The 22,697-nt window shown below is 71.9% G+C and carries 20 protein-coding genes; 12 read left to right on the top strand and 8 right to left on the bottom strand.

Translation table 11 applies throughout. The features are described 5' to 3' along the window. Positions 1 to 75: 75 nt before the first annotated feature. The 4 genes from glgB to pyk all read left to right on the top strand — a co-directional run bounded on the left by glgB (position 76) and on the right by pyk (position 7,271). Complete coding sequence (glgB, locus tag ABZ641_RS07760) at positions 76 to 2,268, top strand: 1,4-alpha-glucan branching protein GlgB (RefSeq protein WP_359979978.1); 2,193 nt, start codon at positions 76 to 78, stop codon at positions 2,266 to 2,268. A 132-nt stretch (positions 2,269 to 2,400) separates the two neighbouring features. Continuing rightward, entirely contained in the window at positions 2,401 to 4,533 is a 2,133-nt protein-coding gene (pta, locus tag ABZ641_RS07765; protein WP_344627273.1) for a phosphate acetyltransferase, read from the top strand. Beyond that, a complete protein-coding gene (locus ABZ641_RS07770; protein WP_344627272.1) occupies positions 4,530 to 5,738 on the top strand; it encodes an acetate kinase in 1,209 nt (402 codons plus the stop codon). Before pta ends, ABZ641_RS07770 begins: the two co-directional genes overlap by 4 nt. Positions 5,739 to 5,840: 102 nt before the next feature. Next, the gene (gene pyk / locus ABZ641_RS07775; protein WP_359979958.1) at positions 5,841 to 7,271 is read left to right on the top strand and encodes a pyruvate kinase; all 1,431 of its coding nucleotides are present in this window, start codon (positions 5,841 to 5,843) and stop codon (positions 7,269 to 7,271) included. A gap of 92 nt (positions 7,272 to 7,363) precedes the next feature. On the opposite strand, the gene ABZ641_RS07780 is transcribed toward pyk, so the two are convergent. From ABZ641_RS07780 to trxA, 5 genes are all read right to left on the bottom strand, one after another. Continuing rightward, positions 7,364 to 7,633 carry a hypothetical protein gene (locus ABZ641_RS07780; RefSeq protein WP_359979961.1) on the bottom strand — a complete coding sequence of 90 codons (270 nt, stop codon included), beginning with the start codon at positions 7,631 to 7,633 and terminating at the stop codon, positions 7,364 to 7,366. 154 nt (positions 7,634 to 7,787) lie between these two features. Beyond that, positions 7,788 to 8,966: a hypothetical protein gene (locus ABZ641_RS07785; protein WP_344627269.1), complete on the bottom strand. Its 1,179-nt coding sequence runs from the start codon at positions 8,964 to 8,966 to the stop codon at positions 7,788 to 7,790. Then, complete coding sequence (locus ABZ641_RS07790; RefSeq protein ID WP_359979964.1) at positions 8,963 to 9,529, bottom strand: DUF6114 domain-containing protein; 567 nt, start codon at positions 9,527 to 9,529, stop codon at positions 8,963 to 8,965. The genes ABZ641_RS07785 and ABZ641_RS07790 overlap by 4 nt, the downstream gene beginning before the upstream one ends. A gap of 132 nt (positions 9,530 to 9,661) precedes the next feature. Next, on the bottom strand, positions 9,662 to 10,327 hold the full coding sequence (locus tag ABZ641_RS07795; protein ID WP_344627267.1) for a DUF6230 family protein: 666 nt from the start codon (positions 10,325 to 10,327) through the stop codon (positions 9,662 to 9,664). Between the two features lie 627 nt (positions 10,328 to 10,954). Further along, positions 10,955 to 11,941 carry a thioredoxin gene (gene trxA / locus ABZ641_RS07800; RefSeq protein WP_344627266.1) on the bottom strand — a complete coding sequence of 329 codons (987 nt, stop codon included), beginning with the start codon at positions 11,939 to 11,941 and terminating at the stop codon, positions 10,955 to 10,957. Positions 11,942 to 12,311: 370 nt separating this feature from the next. On the opposite strand from trxA, the gene ABZ641_RS07805 reads away from it, so the two are divergent. Beyond that, positions 12,312 to 12,962, top strand: coding sequence for a TetR/AcrR family transcriptional regulator (locus ABZ641_RS07805; RefSeq protein WP_344627265.1), 651 nt, complete (start codon positions 12,312 to 12,314; stop codon positions 12,960 to 12,962). Between the two features lie 237 nt (positions 12,963 to 13,199). On the opposite strand, the gene ABZ641_RS07810 is transcribed toward ABZ641_RS07805, so the two are convergent. Together ABZ641_RS07810 and ABZ641_RS07815 are read right to left on the bottom strand one after the other, a co-directional pair. After that, positions 13,200 to 13,532, bottom strand: coding sequence for a DUF3817 domain-containing protein (locus ABZ641_RS07810; RefSeq protein WP_344627264.1), 333 nt, complete (start codon positions 13,530 to 13,532; stop codon positions 13,200 to 13,202). Between the two features lie 65 nt (positions 13,533 to 13,597). Continuing rightward, positions 13,598 to 14,125, bottom strand: coding sequence for a MarR family transcriptional regulator (locus tag ABZ641_RS07815; protein ID WP_344627263.1), 528 nt, complete (start codon positions 14,123 to 14,125; stop codon positions 13,598 to 13,600). A gap of 484 nt (positions 14,126 to 14,609) precedes the next feature. On the opposite strand from ABZ641_RS07815, the gene ABZ641_RS07820 reads away from it, so the two are divergent. Both ABZ641_RS07820 and ABZ641_RS07825 read left to right on the top strand, forming a co-directional pair. After that, the gene (locus ABZ641_RS07820) at positions 14,610 to 16,256 is read left to right on the top strand and encodes a M4 family metallopeptidase (RefSeq protein WP_344627262.1); all 1,647 of its coding nucleotides are present in this window, start codon (positions 14,610 to 14,612) and stop codon (positions 16,254 to 16,256) included. Between the two features lie 312 nt (positions 16,257 to 16,568). Then, positions 16,569 to 18,182: a M4 family metallopeptidase gene (locus ABZ641_RS07825; protein WP_359979969.1), complete on the top strand. Its 1,614-nt coding sequence runs from the start codon at positions 16,569 to 16,571 to the stop codon at positions 18,180 to 18,182. A gap of 92 nt (positions 18,183 to 18,274) precedes the next feature. Here ABZ641_RS07825 and ABZ641_RS07830 read toward each other — a convergent pair whose 3' ends face one another. Next, a complete protein-coding gene (locus ABZ641_RS07830; RefSeq protein ID WP_344628292.1) occupies positions 18,275 to 18,595 on the bottom strand; it encodes a DUF3817 domain-containing protein in 321 nt (106 codons plus the stop codon). Positions 18,596 to 18,768: 173 nt separating this feature from the next. Between ABZ641_RS07830 and ABZ641_RS07835 the strand changes: the two genes are divergently transcribed. The 5 genes from ABZ641_RS07835 (at position 18,769) to ABZ641_RS07855 (ending at position 22,600) form a co-directional block, all read left to right on the top strand. Continuing rightward, the gene (locus ABZ641_RS07835; RefSeq protein WP_344628291.1) at positions 18,769 to 19,560 is read left to right on the top strand and encodes a DUF2127 domain-containing protein; all 792 of its coding nucleotides are present in this window, start codon (positions 18,769 to 18,771) and stop codon (positions 19,558 to 19,560) included. Positions 19,561 to 19,649: 89 nt separating this feature from the next. Continuing rightward, positions 19,650 to 20,288, top strand: a complete 639-nt coding sequence (locus ABZ641_RS07840) for an AIM24 family protein (protein WP_263103614.1) — start codon at positions 19,650 to 19,652, stop codon at positions 20,286 to 20,288. Further along, entirely contained in the window at positions 20,288 to 20,938 is a 651-nt protein-coding gene (locus tag ABZ641_RS07845) for an AIM24 family protein (protein WP_344628290.1), read from the top strand. The genes ABZ641_RS07840 and ABZ641_RS07845 overlap by 1 nt, the downstream gene beginning before the upstream one ends. A 290-nt stretch (positions 20,939 to 21,228) precedes the next feature. Continuing rightward, positions 21,229 to 22,005 carry an AIM24 family protein gene (locus tag ABZ641_RS07850; RefSeq protein WP_344628295.1) on the top strand — a complete coding sequence of 259 codons (777 nt, stop codon included), beginning with the start codon at positions 21,229 to 21,231 and terminating at the stop codon, positions 22,003 to 22,005. Positions 22,006 to 22,084: 79 nt separating this feature from the next. Beyond that, the gene (locus ABZ641_RS07855) at positions 22,085 to 22,600 is read left to right on the top strand and encodes a MarR family transcriptional regulator (RefSeq protein WP_344628289.1); all 516 of its coding nucleotides are present in this window, start codon (positions 22,085 to 22,087) and stop codon (positions 22,598 to 22,600) included. The last annotated feature ends 97 nt before the right edge of the window (positions 22,601 to 22,697 follow it).

The raw sequence follows: 22,697 nt of genomic DNA on the forward strand, positions 1-22,697 counted from the left end.
GCCCGGCGGGCCCGGGCGGCCAAGCGGCGCGAGCCCGTGGCGCCACCGCGGTCCGGCCCGTCGGCGTCCTCCCCGATGCGCCTCCCGGAGGCGCCGTTGCCGCCGGCCGAGGTGGACCGGCTGGTCTCCGGCGTGCACCACGACCCGCACGCCCTGCTCGGTGCGCACGCCACCCTGGAGGGCACCGCGATCCGGGTGCTGCGCCCGTTCGCGGAGCGGGTCGTGGTGGTGACGGACCAGGGCCCCGCGGAGTTGACCCACCAGCAGTCCGGCCTGTTCACCGGGCTGCTGGTGGGCCGGGAGTTCCCGGCGTACCGGCTGCGGGTGAGCTACCCGGGCGGCGAGCCGCTGGAGCAGGAGGACGGCTACCGGGTGGCGCCCACCCTCGGCGAGCTCGACCTGCACCTGATCTCCGAGGGCCGGCACGAGCAGCTGTGGCGGGTGCTCGGCAGCCACGTCCGCGAGGTCGACGGCATGGCGGGCACGTCCTTCGCGGTGTGGGCGCCGAACGCGGTCGGCGTGCGGCTGGTCGGCGGCTTCAACCACTGGGACGGCACCGGCCACCCGATGCGCTCGCTCGGCTCCTCCGGCGTCTGGGAGCTGTTCGTCCCCGGCCTCGCGGAGGGCGACACCTACAAGTACGAGATCCGCACCCGGCAGGGCTGGGTGCTGCAGAAGGCCGACCCGCTGGCCCGGGCCGCCCAGTGCCCGCCCGAGACCGCCTCCGTGGTGCACACCTCGCACTACACCTGGGGCGACGGGGACTGGATGGCCCGGCGGCAGCGGACGGTGCACCACCGGTCGCCGATGTCGGTCTACGAACTGCACCTGGCCTCCTGGCGGCCCGACCTGACGAGCTACCGGGAGATCGCCGAGGTGCTGCCCGGCTACCTCGCGGACCTCGGCTTCACCCACGTCGAGTTCATGCCGGTGATGGAGCACCCCTTCGGCGGCTCCTGGGGCTACCAGGTCACCGGCTTCTACGCGCCGACCGCCCGGCTCGGCGGCCCGGACGACTTCAAGCACCTGGTCGACGCGCTGCACCGGGCCGGCATCGGCGTGATCGTCGACTGGGTGCCGGCGCACTTCCCCAAGGACGGCTTCGGCCTGGCCCGGTTCGACGGCGAGCCGCTGTACGAGCCGGCCGACCCGCTGCGGGCCGAGCACCCGGACTGGGGCACCCTGGAGTTCGACTACGGCCGCACCGAGGTGCGGAACTTCCTGGTCGCCAACGCGGTGTACTGGTGCGAGGAGTTCCACGTCGACGGCCTGCGGGTGGACGCCGTCGCCTCCATGCTCTACCTCGACTACTCGCGCGAGGGCGGCGCCTGGTCGCCGAACGCCTTCGGCGGCCGGGAGAACCTCGACGCCGCCTCGTTCCTTCAGGAAATGAACGCGACGGTCTACCGCCGCTGCCCCGGCGTGGTCACCATCGCCGAGGAGTCCACCGCCTGGGACGGCGTCACCCGCCCCACCGACAGCGGCGGCCTCGGCTTCGGCCTGAAGTGGAACATGGGCTGGATGCACGACTCGCTGGTCTACATGTCCAAGGAGCCGGTGCACCGCAAGTACCACCACAACGAGATGACCTTCTCGATGGTGTACGCCTACTCGGAGAACTACGTCCTGCCGATCTCGCACGACGAGGTGGTGCACGGCAAGCAGGCGCTGGTCGCCAAGATGCCCGGCGACTGGTGGCAGCAGCGGGCCAACCACCGGGCGTACCTGGGCTTCATGTGGGCCCACCCCGGCAAGCAACTGCTGTTCATGGGGCAGGAGTTCGCGCAGGGCGCCGAGTGGGACCACGAGCACGGCCCGCAGTGGTGGGTGCTCGCCGAGGACTGGCCGGCCGCCGAGGAGCACCTCGGGGTGCGCCGGCTGGTCGGCGCGCTCAACCGCACCTACCTCGACTCCCCGGCGCTCTGGGAGCAGGACACCGTGCCGGCCGGCTTCCGCTGGCTGGACGGCGGCGCGGCCGACGACAACGTGCTGTCCTTCGTCCGGTACGCCGCCGACGGCACCCCGCTGGTCGCGGTCTGCAACTTCTCCCCCGTCGTCCGGCACGGCTTCCGGGTCGGCCTGCCGGAGCTGCCCGGCGGCGACCAGCTGTGGGAGGAGGCGCTGAACACCGACGCCGCGGAGTACGGCGGCAGCGGCCTCGGCAACTCGCGGCCCGTCAAGGCCGAGGCCACCGCGTGGAACGGCCAGGAGCACAGTGCCGAGCTGGTCCTCCCACCGCTCGCCACCCTCTGGCTGCGGCCGGCCTGACACCGCCGGACCCCGCCGGTTCCGGGCCTCCGGGGCGATCGCCCCGGGGGCCCGCCCACGTCCGCGCGGGAACACCTGCCCGGGTAAGGTCAACAGTGACCGCTTCCCGGACGGCAGGACGGAGTGAGCCGCGTGGCGCGCAGCGTGTACGTGACCGGCATCGACCGGGGGGACGGCCGGCAGGCCGTCGAACTCGGGGTCATGGAGCTGCTGGCCCGCCAGGTCGACGCCGTCGGCGTCTTCCGGCCGCTGGTGCACGCGGACGATCCCGCCGAGAAGGGCACCGACCACGTCGTCGAGCTGCTGCGCGCCCGCTACCGGGTCGACCTGCCGGCGGAGGACCTGTACGGCCTCTCCTACGAGGAGGCCGCCGCCCTGCAGGCCGCGCAGGGCCAGGACGAACTGGTGTCGGTGCTGGTGGACCGCTTCCGCGCGGTCGAGCGGCGCTGCCAGGCGGTGCTGGTGCTCGGCACCGACTTCGCCGGCACCAACATCCCCGACGAGCTGGCCTTCAACGCCCGGCTCGCCAACGAGTTCGGCGCCTGGGTGCTGCCGGTCGTCGGCGGTCAAGGCGAGGACGCGCAGGCGGTGGTCGCGGAGGTCCGCAACGCCCACCGGGCCTACACCGACCTCGGCTGCTCCGCGCTGGCGATGATCGCCAACCGGGTCGCCCCCGCCGCGAAGCAGCGGATCCAGCGGACACTGACCGAGAAGCTCCCGGTGCCGGTGTACGTGATCCCGGAGGAGCCCTCGCTCTCGGCGCCGACCGTGGCGCAGCTGGTCGACGCGACCGGCGCCGAGGTGCTGCTGGGCGACGCCGCGGGCCTGGCCCGGGACGTGCGCTCCTTCGTCTTCGGCGGCGCGATGCTGCCGACCTTCCTCGACGCGCTGACCGAGGGCGCCCTGGTGGTGACCCCGGGCGACCGGGCGGACCTGCTGATCGGCGCGCTGGCGGCGCACGCCGCGGGGGCGCCGCCGATCGCGGGCGTGCTGCTCACGCTCGGGCAGCACCCGGGGCCGAACGTGATGGCGCTGGCGGCGCGGCTCGCGCCGGGGACGCCGGTCGCGGTGGTGCCGGAGGGCAGCTGGTTGACCGCGGCCGCGCTGACCCACCTGGAGGGCCGGATCGGCCCGGACAGCCACCGGAAGGCCGAGACCGCCCTCGGGCTTTTCGAACTCCACGTGGACACGGCGGAGTTGACCAAGCGGATCGAGCTGTCGCCGTCCGAGCGGGTGACCCCGATGATGTTCGAGCACGCGCTGCTGGAGCGGGCCCGGGCGCAGCGGCGGCACATCGTGCTGCCGGAGGGCACCGAGGAGCGGGTGCTGCGGGCGGCGGAGGTGCTGCTGCGCCGCAACATCTGCGACCTGACCCTGCTGGGCGAGCGGGACGCGGTGCAGCGCCGGGCGGCGTCGCTGGGCCTGGAGCTGCCGCACCCGGAGGAGGCCGCGGACCGGGCCCGGCTGCGGATCGTCGACCCTGCGACCAGTCCGCTGCGCGAGAGCTTCGCGGAGCTGTACGCCAGGGCGCGGGCGCACAAGGGCATGACGCTGGAGCGCGCCCTGGACGTGGTCACCGACGTCTCGTACTTCGGGACGCTGATGGTGCAGGAGGGCATCGCCGACGGCATGGTGTCCGGTGCGGTGCACTCGACCGCGGCGACCATCCGGCCGGCCTTCGAGGTGATCAGGACGGCGCCAGGTGCGGCGATCGTCTCCTCGGTGTTCTTCATGTGCCTGGCCGACCGGGTGCTGGTGTACGGCGACTGCGCGGTGAACCCGGACCCGGACGCGCAGCAGCTGGCCGACATCGCGGTGCAGTCCGCGGAGACGGCGGCCCAGTTCGGGGTGGAGCCGCGGGTCGCGATGCTCTCGTACTCGACGGGCACCTCCGGTTCGGGCGCGGACGTGGACAAGGTACGGGAGGCGACCGAGCTGGTCCGCCGGGCGCGCCCGGACATCCTGGTCGAGGGGCCGATCCAGTACGACGCCGCGGTGGACCCGCACGTGGCGGCGACCAAGCTGCCGGGCTCCTCGGTGGCGGGCCGGGCGACCGTGCTGGTCTTCCCGGACCTGAACACCGGCAACAACACGTACAAGGCGGTGCAGCGCTCGGCCGGCGCGGTGGCGGTCGGGCCGGTGCTGCAGGGCCTGCGCAAGCCGGTCAACGACCTGTCCCGCGGCGCCCTGGTCGAGGACATCGTCAACACGGTCGCGATCACCGCGATCCAGTCGCAGCGCCCCGCCGAAGGAGCCGAGCAGTGACCGAATCCACGCTGGTCCTCGTGCTGAACGCGGGGTCGTCCTCCGTGAAGTACCAGCTGATCGACATGCTGGACGGTTCCCGGGCGGCGGCCGGGCTGGTCGAGCGGATCGGCGAGGTGAACGGCCGGCTGCTGCACACCCCGGCCCGGGGCGAGCGGCGCGAGCGGCTGCGGGTCTTCGCCGACCACGCGGAGGCGCTCGCCGCGGTCGCCGAGGAGCTCGCCGCGGACGACCTCGGGCTGGGCTCCCCCGGCCTCGCGGCGATCGGCCACCGGGTGGTGCACGGCGGGCAGCGGTTCGCCGCGCCGACCCTGATCGACGACGAGGTGGTGGCCGAGATCCGCCGGCTGATCCCGGTCGCGCCGCTGCACAACCCGGCGAACATCGTCGGCATCGAGGTGGCCCGCGCGCTGCGGCCGGACCTGCCGCAGGTCGCGGTGTTCGACACGGCCTTCCACAGCACGGTGCCGGAGGCCGCCGCCACGTACGCGATCGACCGGAAGACCGCGGAGCAGCACCGGGTGCGCCGGTACGGCTTCCACGGCACCTCGCACCAGTACGTCTCGCGGGCGGCCGCGCGGCTGCTCGGCCGCGACCCGGCCGAGCTGAACATGATCGTGCTGCACCTGGGCAACGGGGCCTCGGCCTCGGCGGTGTCGGGCGGGGTGTGCGTGGAGACCTCCATGGGCCTGACGCCGCTGGAGGGCCTGGTCATGGGCACCCGTTCCGGGGACGCCGATCCGGGCCTGGTCTTCCACCTGCACCGGGTGGGCGGTCTGACGATCGATGAGATCGACGACCTGCTGAACCGGCGCAGCGGCCTGGTCGGGCTGTGCGGGGACAACGACATGCGGGAGGTGCTGCGCCGGGCCGGCGAGGGCGACGGGGACGCGCAGCTGGCCTTCGACGTGTACGTGCACCGGCTGCGCAAGTACATCGGGGCGTACTACGCGGTGCTGGGCCGGGTGGACGCGGTGGTGTTCACCGCGGGGGTGGGCGAGAACGCGGCGCCCGTCCGGGAGGCGGCGTGCGCGGGGCTGTCGGCGCTGGGCATCGAGGTCGACCCGGCGCTGAACGCCGTGCGCTCCGGTGCGGCGCGGCTGATCTCGCCCGATCACGGGCGGGTGGCGGTCGCGGTGGTGCCCACCGACGAGGAGCTGGAGATCGCCCGCCAGGCCTTCGCGCTGGTGCACGACGACATTTGAGATGACAGCCCGTCAGCGTCCCACCCTTCGGGATGGTTCGTTGGCGATTTCTCCCGGTTCGGGCGTGATGCACCGATAACTCGAACGGATAGACTGACGGATATGCGCCGAGCGAAAATTGTCTGCACCCTGGGTCCGGCGACGGACTCCTACGAACAGCTGAAGGCCATCGTCGAAGCGGGCATGAACGTCGCCCGACTCAACATGAGCCACGGCTCCCACGCGGAGCACGAGGAGCGGTACCGCAAGGTCCGCCAGGTGTCCGAGGACACCGGCCGCACCATCGGCGTGCTGGCCGACCTGCAGGGCCCGAAGATCCGGCTGGCCACCTTCGCCAACGGACCGGTGACCGTCGACAACGGCGACACCTTCACCATCACGACCGAGGATGTGCCCGGGGACCAGCACATCTGCGGCACCACCTACAAGGGCCTGCCCGGCGACGTGAAGCCCGGCGACCCGATCCTGATCAACGACGGCGTCATCGCCCTGGAGGTCGTCAGCGTCGACGGCCCGCGGGTGAAGACCGTGGTGGTCGAGGGCGGCGTGCTCTCGAACAACAAGGGCATCAACCTGCCCGGTGCGGCCGTCAACGTGCCCGCCCTCTCCGAGAAGGACAAGGAGGACCTGCGCTTCGCCCTCGAGCTGGGCGTCGACATGGTCGCACTGTCCTTCGTCCGCAACGCGGCCGACATCCACGACGTCCACAAGGTGATGGACGAGGTCGGCATCCGCGTCCCGGTCATCGCCAAGATCGAGAAGCCGCAGGCCGTCGAGGCGATGGAGGAGATCGTCCTCGCCTTCGACGCGATCATGGTGGCCCGTGGCGACCTCGCCGTCGAGTACCCGCTGGAGCGGGTGCCGCTGGTGCAGAAGCAGCTGATCACCCTGGCCCGCCGCAACGCCAAGCCGGTGATCGTGGCGACCCAGATGATGGAGTCGATGATCCACGCCTCGCGCCCGACCCGCGCCGAGGTCTCCGACGTCGCCAACGCCATCCTGGACGGCACGGACGCGGTCATGCTCTCCGCCGAGTCCAGCGTCGGCAAGTACCCGGTCGAGACCGTCCGGACGATGAGCCGGATCGCCGAGAAGGCCGAGGAGGAGCTGCTCTCGCAGGGCCTCCAGCCGCTGAACCCGGGCCGCAAGCCGCGCACCCAGGGCGGCTCGATCGCCCGCGCCGCGTGCGAGCTCGGCGACTTCCTCAACGGCCAGGCGCTGGTCGCGTTCACCAAGTCCGGCGACACCGCCCGCCGGCTGTCCCGCTACCGCTCGCCGATCCCGGTGATCGCGTTCACGCCGGACGCCTCCACCCGCAACCAGCTCTCGCTGAGCTGGGGCGTCGAGGCGTACGTGACCGAGCAGGTCGAGACCACCGACGAGATGGTGCAGCAGGTCGACCGCGAGCTGCTGCGCCTGAACCGTCTCGCCGAGGGCGACACCGTGATCGTCACCGCCGGCTCGCCCCCCGGCGTCCCCGGCAACACCAACATGGTCCAGGTCCACCACCTGGGCAGCCGCGACCACCACTGACACCCGGCGCAGCACCACCGCGGGGCGGTTCCCCTCCTCCGACCGGAGGAGGGGAACCGCCCCGCGGCGCGTTCCGCGCGAGGCGGAGCGGATCAGTCCAGGAGGGTCAGCGGCAGCTGGAGCACCTGCCCGGTCACCACCGCGGAGGCGGCCTTGTTCAGCGGCCGCAGCGCGTCGGGCGTCTCCTTGAACTCGGCGACGAGGTCGCGCTCCCAGACCACCACGCTGAGCGGCACCCCGTCCGGGTCGATCAGGGAGGACTGCTCCGTACGGAATCCGCAGGTCACGGCGTGGCCGTCCCGCTCGACGACGAACTCGTGGCGGCCGTCGCGGTGCCCGACCCGCACCAGCACCACGCTCATCCCTTGAACACCGCGTAGAGGCTCCACTGCTCGACGAACTCTTCGAGGTTGACCATGTAGCTGCTCCCGTTCCACGGGTCGAGGATCTTGAGGCCGCCGGAACGCCGACGGCCCGGCCGGAGGTCCGGCCGGGCCGCGGGTGCGACGGGTGGGCTCAGCCGTCGTACGGCTGGTCGTCGTTGAAGAGGTGCATGCCCGGGATCTTGAGGGTGCCGCCGAACTGGCCGGCCTGGACGGCCTTGGCCTTGTCCAGGGTGATGTCGAGCGGGATCGGCACGGAGCCGATCAGGTCCCACAGCCACTTGGGCAGGGTGTCCGGGGTGAGGGTGATCTCGCCCAGGTCGATCGGGATCGGCAGGCCGTAGATCGCCGAGAGGTGGCCGGAGAGGCTCTCCACGTACATGGTGATCGGGCCGTTGCGCATGGTCGAGGTGGTGTTGGGCGCGGCCTTCACGTGGAAGGTCTTGTCCTTCACCTCGATCGTCGACATGTCGAGGTCGCCGATGTCCACCGAGGCGGTGGTGAACTTCAGGACGCGCTTGGAGCCGGTCGGCGTCTTCACGTCGTACACGCCGTTGAACACCGAGCCGTGCAGGGCGAGCTTGCTGGAGTGCAGCACCCAGTTCTGGTCGGGCACCACGTGGCCGGTCGGCGCCGCCAGCGCCTTCTCCTTGCTGGTGTCCACCAGGCAGTTCGGGCCGGTGGCGGACGGCGAGGGGGATGCCGACGGGCTCGCCGACCCGGTGGCGGCCTTCGCGGCGGCGGCGGGCGTCGAGGCCGCCGCCTTCGGCGCGGCGGAGGCGCTCGCGGCCGGGGTGGTGGCGGCCTGGGTGGTGACGGTCTTCGCGGTGGTGCTCGGCGCCGCGGTCGGCGTCGGCGTGGTGCGGGTCGGCGGCTTGAAGATGTCGCCGATGCCGGTGAGGATGTCGCCGATCACGTTCGGGGGCGTGGCGTCGGCCGACGGCGAGGGCTTCGCCGAGGTGGCCGTGGCGGTCGGGACGGGCACCTTGACCGTGGAGGGCGAGGCGGTCGCACCGGACTTCTTGGTCGCGGCCTTGGCGGTGCCGGACGGCGCCGGCAGCACCTTGATCTCGCTCTTGGGGACGGGCGTCTCCTCGATCACCGTGTCCGGAGCGGTGGCGCAGGCCTTGTCGCTCTGGGTGTCGGCCACGGCGAGCGTGGTCGGGGTGTAGGCGGCACCGACCAGCATCGCGGTGGGCACGGCGGCGATCGCCATCACCCGGCCGCGGATGCGGCGGCGCACGCTCGTCCGCGGCGCAGCGTGGCGGGGACCGGGCGCGGCGGCTGCGGCGGACTCGTCCCGGTCGGTCACCGCTGCTCCCCCGGGTCGGCCGCCAGTGCGGCGTTGTCGGCGGCGTCGGCCGGGGTCTGCTGGGCGGGCAGCAGCGGCTGGGTGGTCTCGACCGGGGCCTCGGCCGTGAAGTCCGCCGTGGCGGGCTCCGCGGCGGGCGCCTCCTCGACGGCGGTGACGGGCTTGAGCGGCGCCCAGGCCATCAGCAGGCCGCCGGCCATCAGGCCGAGGATCAGGCCGAAGCCGAAGCCGCCGAGGTTGGAGACCGGGATGGAGATCAGTGCGAGCAGCGTGGTCGCCACGCCGCAGAAGATCCGCACCAGCGGCTGGAACCACGCGGTCAGGCCGAGGCACATCATCAGGATGCCGATGATGAGTGAACCGGCGCCCGCGGTGGTGGCCATCGACACGGTCATGCCGGCGAGGTTCAGCTCGGCGTAGGGGAAGTACAGGATGGGCACGCCGGCGATCATGGCCAGCAGGCCGCCCCAGAACGGCCGCGAGCGGCGCCAGTTGCGGAACCGCAGCCGCAGGTTGATGCCGCCGTCGTTCTCGGGCCACGTCTGGGCAGTTGCGCTGGACACGATGCAACTCCTCGATGGTTCGCTGCGAGGGGGAGGAAACGCCTGAGCTGCGGCCGGGGGCGGGCGGGCGCCCGCCTCCGGCCGCGGGATCCGTCATCGCGGTGCGCCGGTCGGCGCACCGTCAGACGAGGATCAGTAGCACTCCTTGCCGTTGCCGTCGTCACCGACGTACAGCTTGAGGTCCAGGCCGTTGAGCTTGAAGGTGCCGGCCGAGGTGGCCCAGGCGGTCTGCTTCACGTTGGTCAGGTGCGCCTTGGGGGCGGTCTGCGAGAAGCCGAGCAGGCCGGACGGCTTGCCGGTGCCCATCGGGCTCTTCCAGTTGGCGGTGGCGCTGGTCTTCAGCGTCGAGGCGTCCTGGCCGATGTTGATGTCGGTGAACTCGGCGTCGGCGGACAGCTGGTCGAGGTCGATCAGCAGGTTCTGCGCAGAGACCTGCTTCTTGACGTCGTCGCTGTTGCCGGCCTCCAGGCGCAGGGTCACCTTCGGCAGCTTCAGGCCGAGCAGCGCGGGCTCGCTGACCACGGACTGGCACATGCCCTTGATGGTGGCCGTGTCGAACGCGGAGATCGCGACCGCGTGCGGGGTGCCGTTGGTCTCGAAGTCGTACGAGCCGAACTGGGCGAAGTTCTCACCCGTCAGGTCTTCGGCGGTGACCTTGAAGCGCTGGCCGGAGACGTTGAACGAGGCGGCGAGCGCGTTGTTGGCCAGCGCCACGCCGATCGCCGCGGTGGCGGCGATGCCCGGCACCATGGCGATGCCGAAGCGCTTCCAGCTGGTCTTGCCGAAAGTCTGGGACATGCGTGTGTCCTCCTTCTAGGACGTACATCTCCGGCCGTGTCCGGTGCGTCCCGCACCGGCCCGGGCCTGGGATGGGAGAGAGCTACGTCCTCGGTAGCGGAGAGCGCCAGCGCGTCGTGGGCCGACGGACATGGCGATCACCCCCGAGCGACAACCGGCGACCGCACGGCTGCGCGGTCGCAGGAAGGACAGGAACCGCGTGTGGGATCTGCGGCTACCCCCCTGCCCTCCAACCGCCGACCGGGGCCGGCGGTTACCCGATGGGGATTCCCTGAGCGGGACCGGGCGTGGGCCGATCGTGCTGGAATCCCGGGCCGAACACAAGGGGTCGATTACTGACGGGTAATCCAACAGTGTGTACCGTTGATCATGGAAACAGAGGCTCGATCACTCTGTGTCACATTCACCGTGGGCGACACATCCGCAATCCGCAGGAAACGGCGCTGAAACACCCCGGCCGGCCACTGAACGTGACCGGCCGAGGGTGGTTGTCAAGATTTGATTAAGCTCTACGAAATCTCCTGGATTGTCGCCAAATCCCCAGCGACACCGCAGGTCACACGCCGTGCCACCCGCCCGGGCCGGGCCACTGCACCCGGCCGCGGCGGAACCGCCCGGCCACTACCGTCAGAAGAGCACCCGGGCGAGGGCGCTGCGCGCCGCGACCACCCGCGGGTCCTCCGGACCGATGACCTCGAAGAGCTCCAGCAGCCGCAGCCGCGCGGCGTCGCGGTCCTCGCCGGCCGTCCGGCCGACGGTGTCCACCAACCGCCCGAAGGCGTCCTCGACGTGCCCGCCCACCAGGTCCAGGTCGGCCGCGCGCAGCTGCGCCTCGACGTCCTTCGGGCCGGCGGCGGCCGCCGCCCGCACCTGCTGGGGGTCCATGCCCTCGACCCGCTGCAGCAACTGTGCCTGCGCCAGGCCGAGCTTGGCCTCCGTGTTGCCGGGCTGGTCGGACAGCACGTTCTGGTACGCCCGGACGGCGCCGCCGAGGTCGCCGCGGTCCAGCGCGTCGTGCGCCGCCTCCAGCGCCGGGTCGGACGGCAGCCGCGGTGCCTGCGCCGCGGCCTCGCCGCCGGCCGCGTCCGAGGACAGACCGGTGATGCCGAAGCGCTGCTCGGCCACCGCGATCAGCTGGTCGAGGATCTTGCGGACGTTGGCCTCGTTCTCGGCGCCCTGGAACAGCGGGACGAGCTGACCCGCCACCACGGCCATCACGGCCGGGATGCCCTGGATGCCGAACTGCTGGGCGATCAGCTGGTTGGCGTCGACGTCGATCTTGGCGAGCACGATCCGGCCGGCGTACTCCTCGGCCAGGCGCTCCAGGATCGGGCTGAGCTGCTTGCACGGGCCGCACCACTCGGCCCAGAAGTCGACCACGACCGGGACCTCGGCCGAGCGCTGCACGACCTCCGCCTCGAAGGTGTCCTCGCTGACGTCGAGGACCAGCTGGTGGGGCGCGGGTGCGGTGTCGCCGCCGGCCGCGGCCTGCCGGGCCCGGTCGGCCCGGGCCTGCTCGGCCTTCTGGGCTGCCTCGCCGGCCGCCTTGACCGCGGCGAGGTCGACCGCTCCGCGAAGGGCGGCGCTGTTGAGACGCGAATTCCGTGACTGCATGGCACCATCCTCCCCCGTCCGCACGGGTGACGGGCGCCAACCGGCCGGAAACCTCGCCGAGCCGTTGCGCCTGCGCCACCCGACCGTGCGACGGGGGCTGCCTCCCGGTGTGTAGCCGCTGCCGGCGCGGATCCCCATCCGCGCCCCGCACCGGCCCGATCCCATGGGCACGACGCGTGGTTGCCGCTCTTTCGCTACGAGTCGTAGCGTATCTCCATCCCGGGCCCGTCCCGCAAGACCCCCTCGGCGCCGCAGGACGTGACCTGCCCCACTTTCCGCCCGCCGGTGGCTGCTGACCGGGGGTTCCGGTCGCTACCGTTACCCGGACCGACCAAGTTACCAACCGGTAAATTTTCAGCTAGGAGGCTCGGTGGCCCCCACCACCCAGCAGCCGGCTGCCCCGGACACCGCCGCCCTTCCCCGCGGCAAGGGCCGTCCGCGCAGCGCTGCCGCCGACCGGGCGATCCTCGACGCCACCCGTGAAGCCCTCGCCGAACTCGGCTGGGGCGGCCTCACCATGGGCGACGTCGCCACCCGGGCCGGCGTCGCCAAGACCACCCTCTACCGGCGCTGGCCGTCCAAGAACGAACTGGTCGTCGACGCCGTCGCCAGCCTCTTCGACGAACTGGAGATGGCCGACCTCGGCAGCCTGCGGGCGGACATCGCCGCCACCGTCGCCCAGTTCGCCGACCTGCTCGCCCGGCCGGAGTCGCAGGCCGCGCTGATGGCGCTGTTCGCGGAGGGCAGCCGGGACCCGCAGCTGCGGCTGCGCATCCGCGAACGCATCGTCGACCCGCAGAAGCACCTCGTCCGGACGGGACGGGCCAACGCCCAGGCCCGCGGCGAGCTCCGCTCGGACCAGGACGAGGCGGCCGCCTGCGAGGAGATCGACCTCGTCTTCGACATGATCGCGGGCGCCGTCGAGCACCGGCTCCTGGTCGCCGGCGAACCCATCACCCGCCGCTGGCTGGACCGCTTCACCACCCTGATGCTGAGCGCCCTCGTCGGCCTGGACGCCTGAGCCGGAAGGCGGCGGGCTCGCGGCGGGTGCCCCACTCCTCCCGGACCGTCCACGGCCGCGCTCCACTCCGTACGGCGGCCGTACGGCCGCCGTGCGCGGGACGGCGGCGGCGGCCGGAACGTCCCCGCCGATTCGTTCGGGCGTCCTCCTGCCCGTCGACGGCACGGACCGGGCCCCGGAACGCCGGAGCCCCTCCCCGGGGCGGGGAGGGGCTCGGTCGCAGAGGCGGGCGGGGGCTCAGGCGGAGACCGGCTCCGGGGTCTCGATCAGCGGGGCGACGTCGCGGGAGACCTTGCGCTCCACGAAGAAGACGGCGGTCGGGATCGTGCCGGCCAGCAGCACCCAGGCCAGCCTGCCCATCGGCCACTTCGCCTTGGTGCCCAGGTCGAAGGCGAGGACCAGGTAGACCACGTACAGCCAGCCGTGCGCGATGCCGACGGCGCTGGTGAAGCCGCTCGCGCCCGAGACGTCCAGCACGTACTTGGCGATCACGCCGGCGGTCAGCAGGATCAGCAGGACGCCGGTGATGTACGCCAGCGCCCGGTATCGGGTCAGCACGCTCTGCTTCATACCGACGAGGGTAACCGCAGGCGGCGGCCGCTCCGGCCGCGCCCCCGCCGGACGCACCGGCCGGGTCAGGCCCCGCCCTCCTCCGCGGACGGGGAGAAGTCGCCGGCCGCCACCCGCAGCGGGCGGAGCAGCTCGAAGACCTGCGCGCACTGCTCGTCGTCGTAGCCCTCCAGACCGAAGTCGATGGCCATCAGTTCGCGGGTGGCCTGCTCGACCACCTCGCGGCCGCGGTCGGTGATCGCGGCGAGGACGCCGCGGCCGTCGGCGGGGTTGGGGCGGCGGGCGACCAGGCCGTCCCGCTCCAGGCGGTCGACGGTGTTGGTGACGCTCGTCGGGTGCACCATGAGGCGCTCGCCGATCTTGGAGAGCGGCAGCTGGCCGGCCCGGCTGAAGGTGAGCAGCACCAGCGCCTCGTACCGGGCGAAGGTGAGGCCGTAGGGCTTCACCACGGCGTCCACCCGGGACAGCAGGATCTGGTGGGCGCGCATCACCGAGGTGATCGCCGCCATGGACGGGACGGCGCCCCAGCGGCGGGTCCACAGGTCACCGGCGCGGGCGATCGGGTCGAAGTCGAGGGCGAGGGGCTTGGGCACTCTTCCACCGTACCGGCGTACGGGAGGCGGGGTAGCAGGTGTCCACGATGGTGGACAAGGGCCGGTTCTGGCGGGATCACGCCAAGCGATTTCTGGTCCGTACCAGGGCTCCGCACGGCCGAAACACGCCTGCAATCTTGCTTCTGGCGACGGGAGTTGGGGCCGGAACGCGATCATACGGGTTTCCTCCGTATGGAAACGACCGATCGGACGGGCGAATTGGGCGCTTCGGGCGCTTTGCGGGCTCGCGTCCGGATGGCGAGTGGTGGCCAACTCCCGATCGAGACCTGTCATTTCACGATCTGCATTGTCATGCTTCTGGCCAGCTTCGTTCGACCCGCCGGGCCCCCACCCCTCCGGCGGACGTCGTCGAACCGCACGGAGCAGCACGTCCGCGCCCGTTCCGCCCCAGCAGGCACTAACCCCGGTGCCCCGGAACGCGGCGCCACCGCGCACACGCGGTTGATCCGGAAGGAACCCGTACGTGAAGCGAAAGCTGACAGTCGGAGCCGTTCTCTCTGCGTCGGCGGTCCTCGCCAGTGCAATCCAGGTCAGCGCCGGTATCGCGCAGGCCTCCCCCGCTCCGGTGGGCCCCGCCGCCCCCGCCGAGCAGCGCGCCGCGCTCATCGCGCAGGCCGGCGCCGAGGCGCCCTCCGCGGCCCGCACCCTCGGCCTCGCCGGCCAGGAGCAGCTCGTCGTCAAGGACGCCGTCGTCGACGCCGACGGCACCCGGCACGTGCGCTACGAGCGCACCTTCGCCGGCCTGCCCGTCCTGGGCGGCGACCTGGTCGTGCACCAGGACGCCAAGGGCGCCGTGAAGGCCGTCGACCGCGCCGTCCAGGGCTCGGTCGCCCCGGCCACGCTCACCCCGAAGCTCACCGCCGCGCAGGCCGCCTCCAAGGCGCACGGCGCCGTCGCCGCCACCGTCGGTGTCGCCAAGGACGCCGACGAGGCCGCGCTGACCTCGGTCGCCGCGCCCGCGGGCGGCAAGCTGGTCGTCTGGGCCGCCTCCGGCAAGCCCCGCCTGGCCTACCAGACCACCGTCGAGGGCATGCGCGCCGACGGCACCCCGAGCCGCCAGCTGCTGGTCACCGACGCCGCGAGCGGCGAGGTCCTCTCCACCCACGAGCAGGTGCAGACCACCAACGCGACCGGCACCGGCAAGGGCGTCTTCGTCGGCTCGGTCTCGCTGACCACCAACTACACCGGCTCGACGTACCAGCTGAAGGACGCCACCCGCGGCGGGCAGTACACCACCACGCTGAACAACAAGACCTCCGGCGCGGGCACCCTGCTGACCGACGCCGACAACGCGTGGGGCACCGGCCTGGTCTCCAGCAGCCAGTCCGCCGCCGTGGACGCCCAGTACGGCGCGGCCGTGACCTGGGACTTCTACAAGAACACCTTCGGCCGCAACGGCATCAAGAACAACGGTGTCGGCGCCTACAGCCGGGTGCACTACGGCCGGAACTACGTCAACGCGTTCTGGGACGACTCCTGCTTCTGCATGACGTACGGCGACGGCGCGTCCAACACCCACCCGCTGACCGAGCTGGACGTGGCCGGCCACGAGATGAGCCACGGCGTCACCGCCAACACCGCCGGCCTGAACTACTCGGGCGAGTCCGGCGGCCTGAACGAGGCCACCAGCGACATCTTCGGCACCGGCGTGGAGTTCTACGCCAACCTGGCCGCCGACAAGGGCGACTACCTGATCGGCGAGCTGATCAACATCAACGGCGACGGCTCGCCGCTGCGCTACATGGACAAGCCCTCCAAGGACGGCGGTTCGGCGGACTACTGGTCCTCCTCCGTGGGCTCCCTGGACGTCCACTACTCGTCCGGCGTCGGCAACCACTTCTTCTACCTGCTGGCCGAGGGCAGCGGCGCGAAGACGATCAACGGCGTCAGCTACAACAGCCCGACCTACAACGGCTCCACGGTCACCGGCATCGGCCGGGCCAAGGCGCTGCAGGTCTGGTACCGGGCGCTGAGCGTCTACATGACGTCCACCACCAACTACAAGGGCGCGCGCACCGCGACCCTGAACGCGGCGTCGGACCTCTACGGTGCCGGATCCGCCGAGTACGCCCAGGTTGCCGCTGCCTGGGCCGCGGTGAACGTCAGCTGACGCACCGCGGTTGAAGACGCAGCAGCCGGGCCCTCCGGAGGGGAGGCCCGGCTGCTGCCTCATGTCCGGCCCCGAACGGCCGTGACAGGAATACGCCAACTCTTGTCGTACATCTGTCATTTGACGACCCATCTTGTCATGCTTCCTTCCAGCCCCGTGCGGCGCCCGACCGGCCACCCCAACCGGTCCGGTGCCGCATGACCGCACGGAGCAGCACGTCAGCGCTCGTTCCGCCCCCAGTCGGCACCGGACCCGGTGCCCCGGAGCGATGCGCGACCGCGCACACGCGGTTGATCCGGAAGGAACCCGTACGTGAAGCGAAAGCTCGCCCTCGGCGCCGTCCTCTCCACCTCGGCCCTGCTCGCCGGCGCGATCCAGGTCGCCGCGGGCGCCCAGGCCGCCCCCGCCCCGGCCGCCGCGCAGCAGCGGGCCGCGCTGCTCGCCCAGGCAGGCGCCGAGGCCCCCGCCGCGGCCCGCGTCCTCGGCCTCTCCGGCCAGGAGCAGCTGGTCGTCAAGGATGCCGTCGTCGACGCCGACGGCGCCCGCCACCTGCGTTTCGACCGGACCTTCGCCGGCCTGCCGGTGCTCGGCGGCGACCTGGTCGTGCACCAGGACGCCAAGGGCGCCGTGAAGGCCGTCGACCGCGCCGTCCAGGGCTCGGTCGCCCCCGCCTCGCTCAGCCCGAAGCTCACCGCCGCGCAGGCCGCCGCCGGGGCGCACGGCGCGGTCGCCGCCACCGTCGGGAAGTCCGCCGACGCGGACGAGCCGGCGCTGACCTCGGTCGGCGCGGCGGGCGGCGCGGAGCTGGTGGTGTGGGCCGCCTCCGGCGCCCCGCGGCTCGCCTACCGGACGACCGTCGAGGGCATGCGCGCCGACGGCACCCCGAGCAGCCGCCTGGTCGTCACCGACGCCGCGACCGGCGCGGTGCTCTCCTCCGAGGAGCAGATCCGCACCTCCAACGCGACCGGCAGCGGCAAGGGCGTCTTCGTCGGCTCGGTCACCCTGACCACCAACTACACCGGCTCGACGTACCAGTTGAAGGACAACACCCGCGGCGGCCAGTACACCGTCGACAAGAACGGGACGCTGTACACCGACGCCGACAACGTCTGGGGCAACGGCAGCGCCTCCAACGGGCAGTCCGCCGCGGTGGACGCGCAGTACGGCGCGGCCGCCACCTGGGACTTCTACAAGTCGACCTTCAACCGCAACGGCATCAAGAACAACGGCGTCGGCGCGTACAGCAAGGTCCACTACGGCACCAACTACGTCAACGCGTTCTGGAGCGACGGCTGCTTCTGCATGACGTACGGCGACGGGTCGGGCAACACCCACCCGCTGACCGCGATCGACGTGGCCGGCCACGAGATGACGCACGGCGTGACCTCCGCCACGGCGGGCCTCAACTACTCGGGCGAGTCCGGCGGCCTGAACGAGGCCACCAGCGACATCTTCGGCACCATGGTCGAGTTCTACGCCAACCTGCCGGTGGACACCCCGGACTACCTGATCGGCGAGCGGCTCAACCTGAACGGCAACGGCACCCCGCTGCGCTACATGGACAAGCCCTCCAAGGACGGCGCCTCGGCGGACTACTGGTCCTCGACGGTCGGCAACAAGGACGTCCACTACTCCTCGGGCGTCGCCAACCACTTCTTCTACCTGCTGGCCGAGGGCAGCGGCGCGAAGACGATCAACGGCGTCAGCTACAACAGCCCGACCTCCAACGGCGCGAAGCTCACCGGCATCGGCCGGGCCAAGGCCGCGCAGATCTGGTACCGGGCGCTGACCGTCTACATGACCTCCACCACCAACTACAAGGCGGCCCGCACCGCGACCCTGAACGCGGCGAAGGACCTCTACGGCAGCACCTCCGCCGAGTACAAGGCGGTGGGCGCGGCCTGGAGCGGGGTCAGCGTCAACTGACCCCCGCCCCGCGCACGGCGACGGCCGGGCTCCCTCGCGGGGGCCCGGCCGTCGGTTCGTTCCGGCGGTGTTCCGGGGGTGTTCCGGGGCGGTCAGGCCGCGGCGGCCGCCGCGGGCACCTCGCCGCGCTCCTCCTTGGCGAGCATCCGCTCGGCGAAGAAGCCGCCGGTGGGCAGCACCGACAGCACGAACAGCACGATGCCGCGCTTGGCGTCCCAGCGCTGCTGCTGCCAGGCCAGGGCGAGGAAGACCACATACAGCACGAACAGGCCGCCGTGGACCGCGCCCATCACCGGCACCGCGTTGAAGTCGGTGGTCCGCTTGAGCACCGAGCACACGAGCAGCAGCAGGAAGGACAGGCCCTCCGGGCCGGACACGAGTCGCAGGCGGTGGACGGCGGGGCTGGTCTTCACGGGTCACCTCGGGAAGGGGTCGGCGAGTGAGCTCGTGAACGCGATCACAAGCCTCGTTCATTATCACCGACCGAACAGCCGTGCCGGGCCCGGGGTGGCCGGTCTCACGGCGGGCGGCCCTATCCTGCTGCGGCACGGCCCGACGACCGGGCCGACCGACCACGGGGGTGGACATGTTCCGCATCGACTGGAACCGGCGGACCTGCTCGCGGCGCGGGCACATCACCTACGCGCCCGACGAGGCCGACCTGCGCGGCCGGCTGCGCGCGCACACCGCGCTCGGCGACGCCTGGCGCTGCCTGCGCTGCGGGGACTTCGCGCTCGGCGCGCCGCACGGCTCCGGCCCGGCCGACGAGGCGCCGCTGGTGCCGCGCGGCAAGGCCCTGCGCGACCTGTTCATCCTGCGCTTCCTCGCGGTCGAGCGGGCGCTGCGCGGCCTGCTGATCCTGGTCGTCGCCTGGGGCGTGTGGAAGTTCTCCAACAGCCAGGACGCGGTGCGGCGGATCTTCGACGAGAACCTCTCGGTGTTCCGGCCCGTCACCGACCACTTCCACTGGGACCTGGAGCACTCGCCGATCGTCGACACGATCCGCAAGACCTTCGAGTACAAGCACGGCACGCTGCTGATCGTGGCCGGCGCGCTGGTGCTGTACGCGCTGATCGAGATCGTGGAGGCGGCCGGCCTGTGGGTGGGCGCCCGCTGGGCCGAGTACCTGACGGTGGTGGCGACGGCGGCCTTCCTGCCGCTGGAGGTGTACGAACTCACCGAGCACGTCAGCGCGCTGAAGATCGGCACGCTGGTGCTGAACGTCCTCGCGGTGCTGTGGATCATGCTGTCGAAGCGGCTGTTCGGCCTGCGCGGCGGCGTGGTCGCCTTCGAGGCGGAGAAGCACTCGGCCTCGCTGCTGGAGGTGGAGACCGCCGCGGGCGCCGTCCCCGGGGCGGCGCCGGCCCCGGCCGTCTGACCTCCTGACCCGGTGTGATTTGTCGCAGCTCGGTACCAGAGGCCCGCGCCCCCTCCCGGGTGCGGGCCGGCTGCCGCTACATTCGCCCGGTGGCACAGTTTCGACTCCAGGGGTCCAAGGTGCTCGCCGTCGACATGGCGGGAGACTCGGTCAAGGCCCGCAACGGCACGATGGTGGCCTACACGGGCCAGATGAACTTCAAGAAGATGTCCGGCGGCGGTGACGGCCTGCGCGGCATGGTCACGCGTCGGCTGACGGGTGAGCAGATGGAGGTCATGGAGGTGAAGGGGCAGGGCACCTGCTACTTCGCCGACAAGGCCACCGAGGTCAACCTGGTGCGGCTGAACGGCGAGACGCTCTACGTCGAGTCGGAGAACCTGCTCTGCACCGAGGCGACCCTGCACACCGGCACCTCCTTCACCGGACTCAACGGCATGGCGTCCGGCAACGGCCTGTTCACCACCAAGGTCGAGGGACACGGCTGGGCGGCACTGACGTCCAAGGGCCCGGCGATCATCCTGCGGGTCTCCCAGGGGATGCCGCTGCGGGTCGACCCGGGTGCGTACGTGGCGCACACCGGCAACCTCAACCGCAGCCTGAAGTCGGGCGCGGGCTGGACGACGATCATCGGCGAGGGCGGCGGCGAGGCCATGCAGGTCGAGTTCGCCGGCGAGGGCCTGGTCTACGTGCAGCCCTCCGAGAAGATGACCTTCGGGGGCGACGTCTGATGCCGTTCACCAAGATCAACAACAAGATGGTCGAGGCGAAGGTCATGCCCGGCCAGCGGGTCTTCAGCCAGCGCGGCTCGATGCTCGCCTACACCGGCGAGGTCTCCTTCACGCCCAACGTGATGGGCGGCCAGGGCGGCGTCATGTCGATGATCGGACGCCGGGTGGCCAACGAGGACACCCCGCTGATGACCGTCGAGGGCCAGGGCAGCGTGATGTTCGGCCACGGCGGCCACAACGTCCACGTGATCGAGCTGACCGGCGACACCCTCTACGTGGAGGCCGACCGGCTGCTCGCCTTCGACGGCACCCTGCAGCAGTCGACCATGTTCATGGGCCAGCAGGGCGGCGTCATGGGCATGGTCCGCGGCCAGGTGACCGGGCAGGGCCTGTTCACCACCAAGCTCGACGGCCACGGCTCGGTCGCCGTGATGGCGCACGGCGGCGTGTTCGAGCTGCCGATCGGCCCCGGCCAGCCGGTGCACGTCGACCCGCAGGCGTACGTGGCCCACCGCGGCCAGGTGACCAACAAGCTGTCCACCGCCCTCGGCTGGCGCGACATGGTCGGCCGCGGCTCGGGCGAGGCGTTCCAGCTGGAGCTGTCCGGCCACGGAGTGGTCTACGTGCAGGCGAGCGAGGAGAAGCTCTGATGTCCTACCCGCCGCAGCCGCCGTACGGGCAGCAGCCCTACGGCCAGCCCCAGCCCGGCCAGCCCTACGGCCAGCCCGGCTACCCGCCGCCCGGTCAGCCGTACCCGCCGCAGGGGCAGCCCTACCCGCCGCAGGGCCAGCCGCAGCCCGGCTACCAGCAGGCGTACCAGCCGACCCAGGCCGGCCAGCCGTACCCGCCGCAGGGCCAGCCCTACCCGGCCCCGCCGCAGGGCAACTACGGCGCGCCGCTGCCGCAGAACGGCGGCGAGGGCCCGGTGGTGCACGACGCCATGAGCCTGCCGGTCAACGACAACGTCAACCCGTACGCCTTCTCGGTCGACCTCAACGGCGCGTACTACCTGCAGAAGGGCAAGATGATCGCCTACTACGGCGAGATGCGCTTCTCGGGCATCGGCCGCGGCGTCATCGACCAGATGCTGGAGCGGAACTTCAACTCCCCGCTGCACGCGTCCGACTGGGTCGTCGCCGAGGGCCGCGGCAAGCTGCTGCTCGCCGACCGCGCCTTCGACCTCAACTCGTACGACCTGGAGGACGGCAACCTCACCGTCCGCTCGGGCAACCTGCTGGCCTTCGAGCCCACGCTCAAGCTCAAGCAGTCGATCATCCCGGGCTTCCTCACCCTGATCGGCACCGGCAAGTTCGTGGCCGCCTCCAACGGCCCCGTCCACTTCGTCGAGCCCCCCATCCGGGTGGACCCGCAGGCGCTGGTCGGCTGGGCCGACTGCCCCGCGCCCTGCCACCACTACGATCACGGCTACATGCACGGCCTGATCGGCGGGCTCCGCCACCTGACCGGGCTCGGCGGCGCCTCCGGCGAGGAGCACCAGTTCGAGTTCATCGGGGCCGGCCAGGTCCTGCTGCAGTCGACCGAGACCCTGATGGCCGAGCGCTCGGTCGGCGTGGTGCACGCCGAGGCGGGCGTGCCCGGCAGCGGGGTGCCGCACCAGCCGGGTGCCGGGGCGCACGGCGGCGGGCAGCAGCTGCCCAACGTCAACATCCCGGGCCTGGGCAACCTCGGCGACCTCGGCCGGAGGTTCGGCCTCTGACGGGGCCGAACCGGTGAACCGGGCGCGGCTGGATTCGTAAACTTGTACAACATTTAACAAGCACGGCTATGCTGGGGTCATGGACACGCACGTCACCGACGCCCCCGCCGTCTCCTCCTCGGCCACCGCGGAGGAGACGCCGTGGCTGAGCACCCGCGAGCAGCAGTTCTGGCGCGCCCACCTGGAGGTGAGCAAGCTGCTCGAGTACCAGCTCGGCCGCGAACTCCAGCCGCACAACCTCGCCATCAACGACTACGAGATCCTCGTGGTCCTCTCCGAGGCGCCCGAACGCCGGATGCGGATGACCGACCTCGCGACCGCCACCCTGCAGTCGAAGAGCCGGCTCTCCCACCAGATCACCCGGATGGAGAGCGCCGGGCTGGTGCTGCGGCAGGAGTGCCCGGGCGACCGCCGCGGTCTCTACGCCCACCTCACCGAACCCGGCTGGGAGACGCTCCAGAAGGTCGCGCCGGACCACGTCCGCAGCGTCCGCAGCCACTTCGTCGACCGCTTCACCCCGGAGCAGATCGACGCCCTCTACGAGGCCCTCGCGCCGGTCGCGGAACACCTCCGCGCCCTCCGCGGACGCGCCTGACGGCGCAGGGCAACCACCCAGGGGCGCTGGGGGCACCTCCCGGCCGAAGGCTGGGGGCGGAACTGCGCGGGACGGAAGGCACAGACCGTGGCCTTCC

This window comes from Kitasatospora sp. NPDC007106 (assembly GCF_040634455.1).
Taxonomy (GTDB): Bacteria; Actinomycetota; Actinomycetes; order Streptomycetales; family Streptomycetaceae; genus Kitasatospora; species Kitasatospora arboriphila.

Excerpts from the sequence above, each read along its gene's own strand:
- glgB (WP_359979978.1), top strand. The coding sequence starts at position 76 with ATGCGCCTCCCGGAGGCGCCGTTGCCGCCGGCCGAGGTGGACCGGCTG.
- pyk (WP_359979958.1), top strand. The coding sequence starts at position 5,841 with ATGCGCCGAGCGAAAATTGTCTGCACCCTGGGTCCGGCGACGGACTCC.
- ABZ641_RS07780 (WP_359979961.1), bottom strand. The coding sequence starts at position 7,633 with ATGAGCGTGGTGCTGGTGCGGGTCGGGCACCGCGACGGCCGCCACGAG.
- ABZ641_RS07795 (WP_344627267.1), bottom strand. The coding sequence starts at position 10,327 with ATGTCCCAGACTTTCGGCAAGACCAGCTGGAAGCGCTTCGGCATCGCC.
- trxA (WP_344627266.1), bottom strand. The coding sequence starts at position 11,941 with ATGCAGTCACGGAATTCGCGTCTCAACAGCGCCGCCCTTCGCGGAGCG.
- ABZ641_RS07810 (WP_344627264.1), bottom strand. The coding sequence starts at position 13,532 with ATGAAGCAGAGCGTGCTGACCCGATACCGGGCGCTGGCGTACATCACC.
- ABZ641_RS07835 (WP_344628291.1), top strand. The coding sequence starts at position 18,769 with ATGTTCCGCATCGACTGGAACCGGCGGACCTGCTCGCGGCGCGGGCAC.
- ABZ641_RS07845 (WP_344628290.1), top strand. The coding sequence starts at position 20,288 with ATGCCGTTCACCAAGATCAACAACAAGATGGTCGAGGCGAAGGTCATG.
- ABZ641_RS07850 (WP_344628295.1), top strand. The coding sequence starts at position 21,229 with ATGAGCCTGCCGGTCAACGACAACGTCAACCCGTACGCCTTCTCGGTC.
- ABZ641_RS07855 (WP_344628289.1), top strand. The coding sequence starts at position 22,085 with ATGGACACGCACGTCACCGACGCCCCCGCCGTCTCCTCCTCGGCCACC.